A 16,007-nucleotide genomic window follows, 5' to 3' on the forward strand; every position below is an offset into this window, starting at 1 on the left:
CATTCTGGGCCAGAGGATATTATGTTTCAACAATTGGTAATATCACAGAAGATGCAATAAAGAAATATATAAGAGAGCAGGCGGAAGAATCGAGGAAAGAAGATTCAAGTAGTACCGCTTTATAAGCGGACCAGTAACAATGCTTGCGATACCCGCCCTTTTGGGCGAGCATGTAACCGGCCCTTATGAGGGCCAACTCAAACCACCACTTGAAGTGGTGGTTGTGACTTAGTTTCTTTCAGCATTTCTTCCATGATATCTTCTGTAATACGAGTTTTTCTGAATTTTGTAAGAAGACTGGGATCTATCATTTTTGCTTCCGGTTCCAGATCAAGGAAAAATTTAAATGCCATGTCCGTCTGGGCGCTGCTAATCAGAGCTTCATCAGAAAGATCATACAGTTTTTTCAGAAAAAGCAGTTTAAACATCATCTCCGGTTCCTTCGCCGGGCGACCGAAATTTTCACAATATTGCTTACGAAGCATTGGATTTACAAAGCTGAAATCTATATTTTCTTTTATTCTCCGCAAAAGATGAATTTCTATTATAATGGAAATACTAAAAAAAGCCCAATTCTTTTTTAGAATCAGACTTTTTCAGTGCCCTTTAAACTCAAGGCTTTGCGGCGTCCCAATAAAAAAATCGGAGTGACAGGATTTGAACCTGCGGCCTCTACGTCCCGAACGTAGCGCTCTACCAAGCTGAGCCACACTCCGATAAAAGAAGGAATCTGCTATTCAACAAATTCCAAGCTACGGAAAAGGGACTTGAACCCCTACTAACAGAGTCAGAGTCTGCTGTGCTGCCAATTACACCATTCCGCATTAGTTTTCTTTTTTCTGCTCTCACAAGCAACAACGTTATTATATCAGACTCTACGGAAAAATCAAGCACTTTTTTAAATTTCTTTACATTCATTTTCTGGGAAATGATTTTTAGGAAATTCATAACAGAAATGATAATTTTTAAAAAAATTTACATTAATGGCACAAACTGTTAACAAATACTTTTTACACTGGTTTTGCAGAGAAAATTCTTATGAAAGGAGTTGCTTTACATGATCACTGGAGTGCTGAATACCGGTAATGACGCAGGAATTTATGTTAAGGATGAGAAGAGAGCCCGCAATATCAATCTCAGATCAGGACAGTATCTGTATCTTTCTGTCCGCGACTGCTGGATCCCCGTTATCGTACGATATTCGACGCAGAAGCAAGAGTGGGAATTCCAGAATCTGGAGAACATCAATGTCAATGGTCAGAAAGTAATGCTTAAGAATGATTGAGAGTGAGACTGCAGGAGTGATTGGCTTCTTAGTATAAAGTTAATAATATTTAAGCAAAATATAGCATTTTTTTAAAAACTACCCGTTATAATCATAATGGTATGCGGATACCGTATGAGAAATGGGGAGAAAAGCAATGCGAAAGAGAAAACACCGGTATAATATCAACGGAATTATTTTGTGCGGGCTTGCCATTTTTGTTATCGGTGCGACGGCGTTCTGCAAAGTTGTGGACAGTCATGAGGCGGAGCGCAGAGAAGAGCGGATTGAGGCTCAGAAAGAGAAGGAGAGAGAGCAGGCGAAAGCAGCGGCTGAGAAGAAACGGGCAGAGGATTCGTCCGTACAGCCGGGGGTGCCGGTCGGCACGCTGGAGCCGGCCGCGGATAAAAAGATTGTATATCTTACCTTTGACGACGGGCCTTCGGAATATACGGAGCAGATCCTTGAGATTCTCCGGGAAAACGATGTGAAAGGGACGTTTTTTATCACAGGCGCGAAGGAAAAATACAGACCTCTCATAAAAGAGGCGTACGATGCCGGGCATACGATCGGACTTCACACGTACTCGCATGATTATTCGTCGGTGTATTCCTCGGAAAATGCGTATTTCGAGGATCTGGAGAAGATTGCGGGAGTCGCGGAGGAACAGCTTGGTTTTGTGCCGTGCTTTATCCGGTTCCCCGGCGGATCGTCCAACCGGGTGTCAGAAAAATACAGCAAGGGGATTATGACGGATCTGGCGGCAAAGGTTCAGGAAGAGGGATATCAGTATTATGACTGGAATGTGGACAGCGGGGATGGCGCAAACTGCAGTAAAGACGAGATTATTGCAAATTCTGTGACGGACAGATATCAGAATATAATGATCCTGTTCCACGATACAAAACCTCAGACTGTGGAGGCGCTGCCGCAGATTATACAGTCCTACAAAGACAGCGGATATGAATTCCGGCCGATAGACAGGGCGGGCTTTGTGTCGCAGCACAAAATATTCAACTGACAGAAAATCCGAAGGGAAACGTGCACGGAGCCTGACACTGTGTGGCGTTTCTAGCGTAAAGGAAGCGCTTCGAAGGATCCCGCTTCGGAACTGTGATCTGCTTTTCAGGAGCGTACGCGGTTCTGTATTTGACGAGGAATAAGAGAAATGAGTACTAATGAGAAAAATCAGGATGAAAAACTGATCAGTATTGCCCTTGATATCGGGGAGGCGATGCTTCGGACAGGCGGCGAAGTTACACGGGTGGAGGATACAATTTCCCGGATACTGTCTGTGTATCAATTTAAAAAGACGAATGTATTTGCAGTCACTTCAATGATTGAGGTGACTGCAGTTACGTGCGGAGGAGCAACACTCACTCAGACACGCCGGGTGAATGCCTATGCGACGGATCTGGAAAAGCTGGATAAGCTTAACACGCTCTCAAGGGAAATCTGCGCTGATCCGCCGCCTCCGGGAAACATCGGAAGCAGACTGGACGATATCCTGGCGGAGAAGGAGGAGCATCCTTTTATAAGCTACGCGGGATCAATTATGGCCGCCAGCGGATTTACGGTGTTTTTCGGCGGCAATCTGTACGATGCAGCTGCGACCGCCGTGCTTGCCTGTGTGATCAATTTCATGAACAGGAAAGGCATTTACAAAAAGGATAATCAGCTTCTCTATTATCTGGCCTGCTCTGTTGTGACCGGTATGCTCGGCAATCTGCTTGTGATGGCGGGATTCGGGATGCATCTTGACAAGATTCTGATTGGGTGCATTATGCTGACGATACCGGGAATCGCGATTACATATGCGGTCAGGGATATGCTTGTCGGGGAGATCATAACAGGTCTTCTCCGGTTCGCGGAATCTCTTCTGATTGCGGCAAGCATTGCGGGAGGATATATTTTTTCATCTCTTATAATCGGAGGTTTCTTATGATTCAGGTAATTGCCGCGGCAATCGGCGCGGTGGGGTTTTCGATTGTGTTTGGAATCAGGCACAGGTATATCTGGGTAATCGCGCTGAATGCGGGGCTGTCCTGGACTCTGTATCTCATATGCTGCATGTGGATGAATGATTTCTGGAGCAATCTGCTGACAGCGGCTTTCTGCAGTATGTTCGCGGCGGTTGCGGCGCGTTTTACAGAAGTGCCGGCGGTTGTTATGCAGATGCCCGCCACGGTGCCGATGATTCCCGGGGGAAGCCTGTATTATACAATGTACTATGCGATGGAAGGAAACAGGGAACTTTTTGCCAGTTACTTTCAGGCGACATTCCGGACGATCTTTGCGATGGCGATTGGTTTTGCGCTGACAGAAGTGATACTGAAACAGTACGGCGGCCGGCTGACAGAGGCGGTTGCGAAAATAAAGAAGTAAATACATTAAATGAGCGCTGCAATAATGATTTATCGACGAATACCCCTTTCTGTGATATGATAGTGACTGTACTGAATATCACGGAAAGGGGTATTTTCATGGAAAATACGTCTGTAAATAAAGGAAGAAATACGGCGGGAAAGCCGTCGAATCATATTAATATCGGTCTTGTCGCCCATGTGGACGCAGGGAAAACCACCCTGTCGGAAGGGATGCTCTACTTAAGCGGAAGCATCCGCGGCATGGGACGGGTGGACCACGGAAATGCATTTCTTGACACGTATGAGCTGGAGCGGGAGCGGGGAATCACGATCTTTTCCAAACAGGCTGTGCTTAAGTGGAACGATCTGGATATTACCCTTCTTGACACTCCGGGACACGTGGATTTTTCGGCGGAGATGGAGCGGGTGATGCAGGTTCTTGACTGCGCGGTTCTCTTAATCAGCGCTGCGGACGGTGTGCAGGGACATACAATCACGCTGTGGAGGCTTCTGAAGCGGTATCGTGTGCCGGTTTTTCTGTTTGTCAACAAGATGGACAGAGACGGGGCGGACAGAGAGGCTCTTCTGGCAGAGCTGAAAGAGAGGCTGGATCCCGGCTGCGCGGATTTTGAGAAGATCTGGGAAGATGACGATGCGATGGAGAATCTGGCTGTCTGCGAGGAAGAGATGCTGGAGGAGTATCTGGAGACGGGCACGCTCAAAGAGGAGACGCTGGCGCGGGCGGTTAAGGACAGGAAAGTGTTTCCCTGCTGGTTCGGGTCAGCGCTGAAAGCGGAGGGAATCCGTGAGTTTATGGACGGGCTGTGTACATACTGTCCGAAGCCTGTTTATCCGGAGGAGTTCGGAGCCAAGGTGTACAAGATTGCACGGGACAGTCAGGGAAACCGTCTTACTTATCTGAAAGTAACGGGCGGAATGATGAGTGTGAAAGAGACGCTTCCCGGCGTACCGGGGAAAGTCAATCAGATCCGCATATACTCCGGGGCAAAATACGAGCTTGCGCAGAGTGCGGAGGCCGGCGTAGTCTGCGCGGTGACCGGTCTGGAGGAGACTTCTCCGGGGCAGGGAATCGGAGCGGAAAAAGACTCGGAACTTCCGGTGCTTGAACCTGTGCTGACTTACCGGATCGAGCTGCCGGACGGGTGCGATGTTCATACGATGCTGCGCAATTTAAAGCAGCTTGAGGAGGAAGAACCGGAACTTCATGTTGTCTGGGAGGAGAAGACAAAGGAGATCCACATTCAGCTTATGGGCGAAGTGCAGACAGAAGTGCTTCAGAGGATGGTAAAGGAGCGGTTCGGCGTGCTCATTGAGTTCGGCGAGGGCAACATCGTGTATAAGGAAACGATTGCGGACACGGTGGAGGGGGTCGGACATTTTGAGCCGCTGAGACATTATGCGGAAGTTCATCTTCGGCTGGAGCCGGGAGAGAGGGGAAGCGGGCTGCAGTTTGCGTCAGAGTGCAGCGAGGATATTCTGGACAGGAACTGGCAGAGGCTTGTCATCACTCATCTGGAAGAACGGGAGCATAAAGGCGTTTTGACCGGTTCCGCTGTGACGGATATGAAGATTACGCTGACTTCGGGCCGCGCCCATCAGAAGCATACGGAAGGCGGAGATTTCAGACAGGCCACTTACCGGGCGGTGCGTCAGGGGCTTATGAAAGCGCAGAGTGTGCTGCTGGAGCCGTATTATGAGTTCCGCATGGAGCTTCCGATGGAAAATGCGGGCCGCGCCATGACAGATATACAGAGGATGAACGGCAGCTTTGAGGGGCCGATGTCGGAGAACGGGCTGGCGGTGCTGACGGGAAGCGCCCCTGTCTCTGCGATGCGCGGGTATCAGAAGGAATTTACTGCCTATACCGGAGGATTCGGAAGGATGTTCTGCGCGCTGAAAGGATATGACCTGTGTCATAATGCGGAGGAAGTGACGGCGGAAATCGGCTACAATCCTGAAAGCGATGTGGAAAACACGGCCGATTCTGTTTTCTGTGCGCACGGTGCGGGATTTATTGTACCCTGGTATCAGGTAGAGGAATATATGCATGTGGAAAACCGTTTGAGAGAAGGGGAAGATCCGGGAGAGATCTCCATACCCGCTCCGGTGCGGTCTTCCGGGAAGCCGATCGAACTGACAGAGGAAGAGCTGGATGCGATCTACGTGCGTACGCCGGACCCGGTGCGAAGAAAGGCATCTTCCGGACCGGTTACAGTCCGTTCAGGCGGAACAGCCGGGAGAAAACGGGCGGCGCGTTCGGATAATACCGGCAGTCCGGACCGTGCGGGCGGCAGAAAAGCCGGTAAAAAAGAAGAATATCTTCTCGTGGACGGGTATAATATCATCTTTGCGTGGGACGAGTTAAAAGAACTCTCGGAGATTGATCTTGCCGCGGCGAGGGGGAGGCTTGCTGATATTCTGTGCAACTATCAGGGATACCGGAAGTGCACGCTGATTCTCGTGTTCGATGCTTACCGTGTAGAGGGGAACCCGGGAGAGGTGGCAAAATATCATAATATACATATTGTGTACACAAAAGAGGCGGAGACCGCAGACCAGTATATCGAGAAAACAGTCAGAAAGATCTCGCGTGTCCACGATGTAACCGTGGCCACTTCGGACGCTCTGGAACAGGTGATTATTCTCGGGCAGGGCGCGAAGCGGATGTCGGCTGCCGGGCTGAAGGATGAGGTGGAGCTGGCGCTGAAAGAGATCAGGAGCGAACACCTGGACAGGGAAGGCCATCTGAGAAACTATCTGTTTGACTATCTGGAGAAAGATACGGCAAGGACGATGGAACAGGTTCGGCTCGGGCTGAAGAAGGCTTCTGCGGATTCCAAAAAGGGAAAATGAGCGGCAGGACAAAACTGGACTGGATAAAAAAACAATAACTGGACATTTCACTATAACCAGATGAGTGCTAATATACGTGTAGTCAAATCGGGGTATACAGCCGTAAAGAGCCGCAGCGGCAGATCAGACAGAAAAGAAAGCGGCTGCTGAGAAGGAAGATGCAGCCGGGGCGGCGGATTTGGCTGAAACAGGACAGGAAAAGAGGCAGCACTTATGGAAAAAAGAAATGAGACAGTTCTTAAAATTGCACAGACAGCGCTTTTTGCAGCACTCTGTTTTGTGTCGTTTACCGTATTGAGGATCAATATTCCGCTTCCGGGAGGTGACGCGGTTTCGCTTCATATCAGCAATGCGTTCTGCGTGCTCGGCGCGCTTGTGCTCGGAGGCTGGTACGGCGGACTGGCCGGGGCGATCGGTCTTAGTATTGCAGATATTCTTGATCCCGTATATATTACCGGAGCGCCGAAGACATTTCTTCTGAAGCTCTGTATCGGTCTGGTCACAGGCCTTGTGGCGCATCATATTGCCAGGATCAACGAGAGTTCGGACAAAAAATACGTGTTCCGCTGGAGTGTAATTGCTTCTGTGGCAGGGCTTGGATTTAATGTGATTGCAGATCCGGTTGCCGGATATTTCTATAACCAGTTTATTCTGGGACAGCCTCAGCAGATTGCGGATATTCTCGCAAAATGGAGTGCGGGAGTTACGCTCGTGAATGCGGTTGTTTCGGTTTTGATCGCGGGAATACTTTATAATGCCCTTCGGCCGGTGCTCATGAAATCCGGAATGATACGCAGGAAACGGAAGGTGCAGGCCGAGCCTCAGTCATAATTCCGCAGGAAGAATCAATTTTATAGTGCTTTTTCTGCGGTTCGATGGTATGATAAATAGAGCGCTATAATTGTGACAGCGTCAGCGAAAACTGGCGCTGTTATTTTGAAAGAGGGAGTAATTATGAACTGTGTGAATTGCAACAGAGAAATTAATGACAACTATGAATACTGTCCATTCTGCGGCGCAAAACAACCGGAAAGACCGGTACAGGCGGCACAGCCGGAACAGCAGCCGGCTCAGGCAGAACAGCAGTCAGCTCAGACTGAGCAGACGGCAGCAGGGACAGAAGGCGGCTCTCATGCCGGGGAGAGTGCTTCGCAGTCTGCAGGTTTCGGAACGGACAGCCGGGAATACCGGATGCCTCCGGAATATCAGTCTGCGTTTGACGCGCCGGAAGAGGATGAGAAGGAGCTGAACTGGGTGCCGTACCTTGTTCTGTCCATTCTGACAACGGTGTGCTGCTGTATTCCGACCGGAATTGTGGCGATTGTGTATGCGGCGAGAATCAACAATGCGGTGAATCTGGAAAACTACGCGGAAGCACAGCGCCTGGCGCGGACAGGAAGAATCTGGATTATTGTATCCGTTGTCGCCGGTATCCTCAAATGGACACTGTTTTTCCTCGTGTATATCGGAATTATGGGAATGGGCGCATACTATTATTTTTAAAAAATGAGAAGCATGAATATCAAATGGAAAGAATATGAAACGGCTGTCAGGGAGACGGTGAAAAGGAAACGAAGCATAAGAGTGCTGAGTGTGCTCTGTATCGCTCTGGCGGCCGGGGCGGGGGCCCTGTATCTTTATTATCACAACCCGTACAGTTACCCGCTCCCCTGCATGATTTATGCGTTTACGGGATTTTACTGTCCCGGATGCGGGGCGGGCCGCGCCTGCTACTCCATCCTGCACGGCCGGATTTTTGACGCTTTCTCGTACAATCCGGTGATGACGGTTATGCTTCCGCTGATCGGCCTGTATATTGCGGCAAGACTGATCGACTGGGCTGTGACGGGAGGCAACCACATTGATCGGAAAATCAGCATCCGGATGCTGACCTGGATTCTCGGGATTGTTCTTGTGTACGGAGTGGTCAGGAATATTCCGGTCTTTCCTTTCACTCTGCTGGCGCCCGGCGGTCTGGCGGAATTTATCCGATGATACAAAAAGCCGCAGGCAGAGCAAAACCAGCGGGGCAGGTTTGAGATGGCAGCGGACTTATGTTATGATAGGGACAACAGATTAAACAGGAACATTTCCACGCATTTTCGGGCAGTGGAAGGAATCCTGATGAGGTAAAAGGAGAAAGATATGATCAACAAATTAGTGGAAAAAATTAAAAAGACAAATGCGCCGATCGTGGTCGGCCTTGACCCGATGCTCAACTATATTCCGCAGCATGTGCAGGATAAGGCGTTTGCGGAATTCGGGGAGACGCTCGAGGGCGCTGCGGAGGCAATCTGGCAGTTCAACAAAGAGATCGTGGACAAGACATATGACCTGATTCCGGCGGTAAAACCGCAGATTGCCATGTATGAGCAGTTCGGTGTTCCGGGAATCGAGGCGTTTAAAAAGACGGTGGACTACTGCAAGTCAAAGGATCTCGTTGTGATCGGAGACATCAAGAGAGGGGATATCGGCTCTACTTCTGCGGCGTATGCAGTGGGACATCTTGGAAAGGTGAAAGTCGGGAGCAAAGAATATGTTCCTTTTGACGAGGATTTTGCGACGGTCAATCCGTATCTGGGAAGCGACGGAGTAAAACCGTTTATCGATGTGTGCAAAGAACAGAAAAAGGGAATCTTTGTGCTTGTGAAGACATCCAACCCGTCCAGCGGCGAGTTCCAGGACAGGCTGATCGACGGCCGTCCGCTCTATGAACTTGTCGGCGAGAAGGTTGCCGAGTGGGGCGCGGACTGCATGGGCGACGACTACAGCTATGTGGGCGCTGTTGTGGGAGCGACATATCCGGAGATGGGAAAAGTGCTCCGGAAGATCATGCCGAAATCCTACATCCTCGTGCCGGGATACGGCGCGCAGGGAGGACAGGGAAAAGATCTCGTTCATTTCTTTAATGAGGACGGACTCGGCGCGATCGTAAATTCTTCCCGCGGAATCATTGCAGCTTACAAACAGGAGGCGTACGCGCAGTTTGGACCGGAAAACTTCGGCGATGCGTCCAGAGCAGCGGTTGAGGCGATGGCTGCGGATATCAGTCAGGCGCTGGAAGGCCGGTAGAGGACGGAAAAAGAACGGACAAAGAGCGGACAAATCAGAGAGAGCCGCATATAAATAAGGAGAAACTATGACGAAGAAGAGAGAACTTGCGGAAGTCATCTCCCAGGAGAAGGCAGCCCGCGGCATATACAGTATGTGGATCCGGACAGAATCCGCGAAGGAGGCGAAGCCGGGCCAGTTTATTTCCATGTATGCGAATGACGGCAGCAAGCTCCTTCCGCGGCCGATCAGCATCTGTGAGATCGACAGGGAAGGCGGCGCGCTCCGGGTTGTTTACCGTGTGACCGGGAAGAATACGGGGACAGAGGAGTTCTCCCGGCTGAAAGCGGGAGATACCCTGCCGATAGTCGGACCGCTTGGAAACGGGTTCCCGTATGAGAAGGCGGAAGGGAAAAAAGCGTTCCTTATTGGCGGAGGAATCGGAGTGCCGCCGATCCTGGAACTGGCGAAGGAGATGGAGTGCGAAAAGAAGCAGATCATCGTCGGATACAGGGACGAGGAGACGTTTTTAAGAGAAGAGTTTGAGCAGAACGGAGAAGTCTATATTTCCACGGAAGACGGAAGCGTCGGCACAAAGGGAAATGTCATGGATGCAATCCGGGAAAACGCTCTGGACGCGGATGTGATATTCGCCTGCGGCCCGACGCCGATGCTCCGCGCGGTCAAGGCTTACGCGGAAGAAAACGGAATCGAATGCTACATCTCTCTGGAAGAGCGCATGGCATGCGGAATCGGTGCCTGTCTTGCCTGTGTCTGCCAGTCAAAGGAGAAGGATCACCACAGCAATGTGCACAACAAGCGGATCTGCAAGGACGGTCCCGTATTCCTTTCTACGGAGGTGGAGATCTGATGAGTATGGATATTAATATGAAGGTAAATATCGCAGGAGTAGAGTGGAAAAACCCGGTTACTGTGGCGTCGGGGACATTCGGTTCCGGCGCGGAATTTGCAGATTATGTGGATCTGAACCGGCTCGGGGCCGTGACGACAAAGGGTGTTGCCAACGTGCCGTGGACAGGAAATCCTACTCCCAGGGTGGCGGAGACGTACGGCGGCATGATGAATGCCGTAGGTCTGCAGAATCCCGGTATTGATGTGTTCTGTGAGAGGGACATTCCGTTTCTCAGAAAATATGACACGAAGATCATTGTAAATGTGTGCGGCAGATCGGAGGAAGACTACTGTGAGGTGGTGGAGCGTCTTTCCGGTGAGGATGTGGATATGCTGGAAATCAACATTTCCTGTCCGAATGTGAAGGAAGGCGGCATTGCCTTCGGCCAGAATCCGAAAGCTGCGGAGGAGATCACAAAGGCGGTAAAGAAGTACGCGAAACAGCCGGTTATCATGAAACTGAGTCCGAATGTGACAAGCATCGCGGAGATGGCGAAAGCGGTGGAAGCAGGCGGAGCGGACGCGGTTTCTCTGATCAATACGATCACGGGCATGAAGATCGATATTAACAGAAAAACGTTTGTTCTCGCAAACAGGACGGGAGGTGTGTCCGGACCGGCCATACATCCTGTCGCAGTGCGCATGGTGTATGAGGCGGCGAATGCTGTGAAAGTGCCGGTGATCGGCATGGGCGGAATTATGACGGCGGAGGACGCCATCGAGATGATCCTTGCCGGTGCGAGCGCTGTTTCCGTCGGGACAGCCAACTTCCACAATCCCTCTGTGACGATGGAGATCGTGGACGGAATCCGGGAGTATATGGAGCAGCAGGGATTTGCCTCTGTTGCGGATATGGTTGGAATTGTAAAATAGCCGTTACGCATTTTTTACACAAACTGAACATGATGTTGAAGAACGAGTCCCGTTTTTCTGATAGAGTAAAGACAGTGCCGGTGCGAGCCGGCCTGTCTGTTTTTATTTCTTCTACATTTTATTCTACAAAAAGTTTTTAACTGTCCTGTAGAATAAAAGAGCTCTCCAGGCAGAGAAGAGAGCAGAGTAAAAACATCAATCTCTATGAAAGGGGACAAAAAGATGAAAAAGCAATGGAGAAAAATGGTTGCCGGAATGTCCGTATTTGCCATGACGGCAGCTTTGATTCCGTCCGGGCTGACTGTCCATGCGGCAGAAGAAGGCGCGGGGATTCCGTATACGGCGGAAGGCACATATGATGTGACAGTGCCTCATGTGATTGTAAATCAGATCTACGGAGGATCGGACGACGGAAACGCCAGCCACAGTTTTATCGAGCTTTACAATCAGTCCGGGGAGAGTGTGGATCTTACCGAATGGAAGCTGGCATACCGTTCAAGCGCGGACGGCAGCGACAGTGATTCCTGGAAATATCTGGAGCTTACGGGGACAATTGAGGCAAACGGATACTATCTTGTCCGCTGTGCGGCCACAAGCGGCAGCGATTATGCCGTTCCGGAAGGAGATCAGGAATGGGATATCATGATACACAACAAGGGTGTTTCCGTGGCGCTTCTCGACGAGACAGGAACAGAGCTTGGCGAGGATTTCACCGGTGCGGTCACTGATGAGAACCGTCCGGCGGGCTATGTGGATCTTCTTGCGGTACAGGGAAATGACGCAGAGGACGCGCAGATGCCTCCGGTATATGAAGGAGAGACCGAAGCGGTACAGTCAAAGAAGAAAGCGGTTCACAGAGACAGCTTCGCTGACACGGACAGCAATGCGGCGGATTCCTCTGAGGTGGATTACTCGGAGGAAGTATCGGAAGAACTCGGACCGCACGGCCCGCAGAGCAGCGGTGGAGACGGCGGACCGACGGATCCCGGAACCGACGGCGGGGACGGCGGAACGGATACGCCGGATCAGACGTACTGGAACGGAAGTTTCCAGACAGATGCGCCGCTTCAGCTTGACAGAACGGGGGACGTCTCCCTCGGAACGCCGAACGCGGACGGCGGTGTGGCAGAGATCGTATCCTACAATTCCGACAATGGAAAAGCTTATGTCGTGAACGGGCAGCAGGGCCTGTTAAATGTCGTCACGGTAAATGCGGACGGCAGCCTGACGACGGAGAGCTCCATTCAGGTGCAGAATCTGATCAGCGGCTTTTCGTACGGAGATATGACAAGCGTTGCCGTTGATACGGTAAACGACCGCGTTGTGATTGCGCTCCAGGCAGCGGACTACAGCGCATCCGGAAGAATCGCCGTACTGGACTATGAGGGAAACCTTGTGGCAGACTATGAGACCGGAGTACAGCCTGATATGGTTACGGTGAGCAGCGACGGAAAATGGATACTCACTGCGGATGAAGGCGAACCGAGAGAGGGCTATGGAGCAGGAACCGTGGACCCGGCGGGCTCTGTCACTGTGGTGAATACAGAGACCGGGGAGACGAGAGTGGTCGGTTTTGACGGATTTGACTCTGCAGCGCTTGCGTCACAGGGAATCCTGTTCAACAAGGTAGACGGACAGATTTTAAGCGCGGCAAATGATCTGGAACCGGAATACATTGCGCTGAATGCGGACGGAACAAAGGCATATGTGACGCTGCAGGAGGCAAATGCCATTGCCACACTGGATATCGAAGCGGGCACATTTACCTCGATCGCAAGTCTCGGATTCCAGGATTTAAGCAGTGAGGCCAACAGTGTTGACCTTGTGGAGGACGACGGATACGGCGCTTCCGTGTATCCGAATACATACGGCGTGCGTATGCCGGACGGCATCAGCGCGTTTGAGGTAAACGGAACGACATATCTTGCGACAGCCAACGAGGGCGATGCAAGAGAGTGGGGCGACTTTATCAATGAGGCAGAAGTGACGCTCACCGATGCGGCCGGAAACGAGGCGGCGGACGTCAGAGTTCTCGATCAGAACGTGACCGCGGGACTGGATGCGGAGTCCAATTATCTTTTCGGAAGCCGTTCCTTTACGATTTACAATGCAGACACAATGGAACTTGTGTACGACAGCGCGAATGAATTTGAGAGCAGGACAGCCTCTTACTTAAGCTGGTGGTTCAACAGCTCCAACGATGACAGCTCTGTGGATGACAGAAGTGCGAAGAAGGGACCGGAGCCGGAATCCGTGATTGTAAAACAGATCGGAAACAGCATGTATGCGTTCATCGGTCTTGAAAGAATCGGCGGTGTTATGGTATATGACGTGACGAATCCGTCTGCTGCATCCTTTGTAAACTATATCAATACAAGAGATTTTTCAGATGATATTGCCGGAGATGTGTCACCGGAAGGACTTGCGTTTGTTCCGGCGGAGGATTCCCCGTCAGGAAGCCCGATCCTTCTGGCAGCATGTGAAGTGTCCGGAACAATGGCAGCCTATACGCTGAGCGGCAGCGCGGTTGTACCCGGCACACCGGAGGAGTCCGCGGGAGCGGTAGTGCTTTACACGAATGACGTACACTGTGCGATTGACGGATATTCCTATCTGGCCGCATACCGGGCGCAGCTTATTGAAGACGGCTATGATGTGATTACGGTTGATATCGGAGATGCGATCCAGGGAGAAGCAGTAGGTTCCCTGACAGAGGGCGCGGATATCGTCAGCCTGATGAACGCTGTCGGATATGACTTCGGAATCCCGGGAAATCATGAGTTTGATTATGGAATGGAGCGATTCCTTACGATTGCTTCTGAGGAAGCAGAGTACGAATATCTGAGCAGTAACTTTGTGGATCTGCGCACAGAAGAGAATGTATTCGCACCTTACAGAATCGTAGAGATGAACGGGGAGGATGTGGCGTTTGTCGGCATTTCCACTCCGGAGACATACACAAAGTCAACGCCGACTTACTTCCAGGATGAGAACGGCAATTTCATCTACAGCTTTTCGGAGGATACCTTCTATGAGACGATCCAGAATGCGGTAGACAGTGCGGTTGCAGAGGGCGCGGACAGAGTAATCGCTCTCGGACACCTCGGAATTGAGGGCACGACAGAGGGATGGAAATCAACAGATGTGATTGCAAACACAACAGGAATCGACGCGTTTATCGACGCACATTCCCACGAGACAATCGCGGGCGATGCCTATGCGAACGCAGACGGCGAGATGGTTCCGCTGACATCGACAGGAACGAAGTTTGCAGACTTCGGCGTGATGACGTTCAATGAGGACGGGACATGCACGACAGAGCTTCTCGCACCGTCAGAGGTCAATATCAACAGTTCTGGTGAGGCGGCAGCGGCTTACCAGAGCGTACAGGCAATTATTGACGAGTGCAACGAAAACCTCGCTTACCTCAATGAAGAGATGGGAACTTCAGAAGTGGAGCTTACAATCAATGATGAGAGCGGCACGAGAAGAATCCGAAACGGCGAGACAAACATGGGCGATTTTGTTGCTGACGCATACAGAACCGTGACCGGAGCAGACATCGCCCTTGTAAACGGCGGCGGTATCCGTGCCTCCATCGATGAGGGAACAGTAACCCGCAAAGAGCTGATGGATGTAAATCCGTGGAACAATGAGATGTGCGTGATCTATGCAACAGGACAGCAGATACTGGATGCGCTGGAGCACGGCGCGCGCATGAACCCGGAGGAGAGCGGCGGATTCCTCCAGGTATCCGGTCTCACTTATGAGATCCACAACTATATCGAATCTCCGGTAACTGTCGACGAGATGGGAATGTTCACCGGTGTGGACAGCACAAAGGAGAGACGTGTGCAGAACGTGATGATCGGCGGAGAGCCGGTTGATCCGCAGAAGACATATACCGTGACAGGAAGCCGTTACACCCTTCTTGAGGGCGGCGACGGGTTCACCATGTTCAGCGGCGCACAGGAAGTGCAGACAGAGACAGAGCTCCCGGTTGATTCGGAGATGCTGATTCAGTACTTCACTGAGAACCTGGGAGGCGTAGTTAGCGCAGAGCAGTACGGCAGCCTGACCGGTGACGGAAGAATCACGATCTATGCGGAGGAACAGACCGATCCGGAAGAGCCGGGACAGAACCCGGGAGAAGATCCGGACAAGAATCCGTCAGAGGATCAGGGCCAGAACGGCCAGAATGGTTCCGGTACGCAGAACGGAAGCGGAAGCAGCGGGAACGGTTCCCAGAAAGCAGCTCAGACCGGCGACCAGGGGCAGGTGTATCCGCTGATCGCGGTGATGATCGCTGCTGCGGTACTGGCAGGCGGAGCCGGGGTGTATGTAGTACGCAGAAGAAGATAATCGGTGATTTTTAATTAATCTGATTTTATGAAATACAAAAAGAAGACGGTCTTTGTTGGCAGAAGCAGCTATGACAAATGTGGCTATATGTCAATAAAGTGCCGTCTTTTTCCATTCTGTCAATTTACCGGGGAAATAACCGATTTGAAAAATCCAGCGTGCAGTATGGGAGGGGATTCCGGAGCGGGCCGTAAAGCAGCGCCGGTGTTTAGGCCGCGTCCTTTGCGGCCTTATGCACCGCTGCGTCTGCGGCCTTATGCACCGCTGCGTCTGCGCTCCGAGCGAAAGCGATGCCCGCGAGGAAT

The 16,007-nt window shown here is 51.3% G+C and carries 14 protein-coding genes and 2 tRNA genes; 13 read left to right on the forward strand and 3 right to left on the reverse strand.

The genetic code is table 11. The features are described from left to right. The coding region (locus LKD70_RS15660; RefSeq protein ID WP_227708838.1) for a transposase at positions 1–125 on the forward strand (125 nt) is incomplete at its 5' end. A gap of 72 nt (positions 126–197) precedes the next feature. On the opposite strand, the gene LKD70_RS15665 is transcribed toward LKD70_RS15660, so the two are convergent. The 3 genes from LKD70_RS15665 to LKD70_RS15675 form a co-directional block, all read right to left on the reverse strand. Then, on the reverse strand, positions 198–530 hold the full coding sequence (locus LKD70_RS15665) for a transposase (protein ID WP_227708814.1): 333 nt from the start codon (positions 528–530) through the stop codon (positions 198–200). Between the two features lie 112 nt (positions 531–642). After that, positions 643–716: transfer RNA gene (locus LKD70_RS15670), tRNA-Pro, on the reverse strand. Between the two features lie 36 nt (positions 717–752). Further along, positions 753–824, reverse strand: a tRNA-Gln gene (locus LKD70_RS15675). 233 nt (positions 825–1,057) lie between these two features. Here LKD70_RS15675 and LKD70_RS15680 point away from each other — a divergent pair. The 12 genes from LKD70_RS15680 to LKD70_RS15735 all read left to right on the forward strand — a co-directional run bounded on the left by LKD70_RS15680 (position 1,058) and on the right by LKD70_RS15735 (position 15,702). Continuing rightward, entirely contained in the window at positions 1,058–1,285 is a 228-nt protein-coding gene (locus tag LKD70_RS15680) for a hypothetical protein (RefSeq protein ID WP_227708815.1), read from the forward strand. 136 nt (positions 1,286–1,421) lie between these two features. After that, positions 1,422–2,285 (forward strand): polysaccharide deacetylase family protein, encoded by an 864-nt coding sequence (locus LKD70_RS15685; protein ID WP_227708816.1) that lies wholly within the window; start codon positions 1,422–1,424, stop codon positions 2,283–2,285. 147 nt (positions 2,286–2,432) lie between these two features. Then, a complete protein-coding gene (locus LKD70_RS15690) occupies positions 2,433–3,209 on the forward strand; it encodes a threonine/serine exporter family protein (protein ID WP_227708817.1) in 777 nt (258 codons plus the stop codon). Next, positions 3,206–3,649: a threonine/serine exporter family protein gene (locus LKD70_RS15695; protein ID WP_227708818.1), complete on the forward strand. Its 444-nt coding sequence runs from the start codon at positions 3,206–3,208 to the stop codon at positions 3,647–3,649. Before LKD70_RS15690 ends, LKD70_RS15695 begins: the two co-directional genes overlap by 4 nt. Before the next feature lie 98 nt (positions 3,650–3,747). Then, positions 3,748–6,504, forward strand: a complete 2,757-nt coding sequence (locus tag LKD70_RS15700) for a translation factor GTPase family protein (RefSeq protein ID WP_227708819.1) — start codon at positions 3,748–3,750, stop codon at positions 6,502–6,504. A gap of 213 nt (positions 6,505–6,717) precedes the next feature. After that, on the forward strand, positions 6,718–7,335 hold the full coding sequence (locus LKD70_RS15705; protein WP_227708820.1) for an ECF transporter S component: 618 nt from the start codon (positions 6,718–6,720) through the stop codon (positions 7,333–7,335). A 123-nt stretch (positions 7,336–7,458) separates the two neighbouring features. Then, positions 7,459–8,007 carry a CD225/dispanin family protein gene (locus tag LKD70_RS15710; RefSeq protein ID WP_227708821.1) on the forward strand — a complete coding sequence of 183 codons (549 nt, stop codon included), beginning with the start codon at positions 7,459–7,461 and terminating at the stop codon, positions 8,005–8,007. 12 nt (positions 8,008–8,019) lie between these two features. Beyond that, positions 8,020–8,499 (forward strand): DUF2752 domain-containing protein, encoded by a 480-nt coding sequence (locus tag LKD70_RS15715; protein ID WP_227708822.1) that lies wholly within the window; start codon positions 8,020–8,022, stop codon positions 8,497–8,499. A 150-nt stretch (positions 8,500–8,649) separates the two neighbouring features. Then, a complete protein-coding gene (pyrF, locus tag LKD70_RS15720; protein ID WP_227708823.1) occupies positions 8,650–9,576 on the forward strand; it encodes an orotidine-5'-phosphate decarboxylase in 927 nt (308 codons plus the stop codon). A 67-nt stretch (positions 9,577–9,643) separates the two neighbouring features. Beyond that, positions 9,644–10,426, forward strand: coding sequence for a dihydroorotate dehydrogenase electron transfer subunit (locus LKD70_RS15725; RefSeq protein WP_227708824.1), 783 nt, complete (start codon positions 9,644–9,646; stop codon positions 10,424–10,426). Between the two features lie 11 nt (positions 10,427–10,437). Continuing rightward, entirely contained in the window at positions 10,438–11,340 is a 903-nt protein-coding gene (locus LKD70_RS15730; RefSeq protein ID WP_227708839.1) for a dihydroorotate dehydrogenase, read from the forward strand. A 222-nt stretch (positions 11,341–11,562) separates the two neighbouring features. Next, complete coding sequence (locus LKD70_RS15735) at positions 11,563–15,702, forward strand: choice-of-anchor I family protein (RefSeq protein WP_227708825.1); 4,140 nt, start codon at positions 11,563–11,565, stop codon at positions 15,700–15,702. The last annotated feature ends 305 nt before the right edge of the window (positions 15,703–16,007 follow it).

Source organism: Ruminococcus turbiniformis, from assembly GCF_020687545.1.
GTDB lineage: Bacteria > Bacillota > Clostridia > Lachnospirales > Lachnospiraceae > Mediterraneibacter > Mediterraneibacter turbiniformis.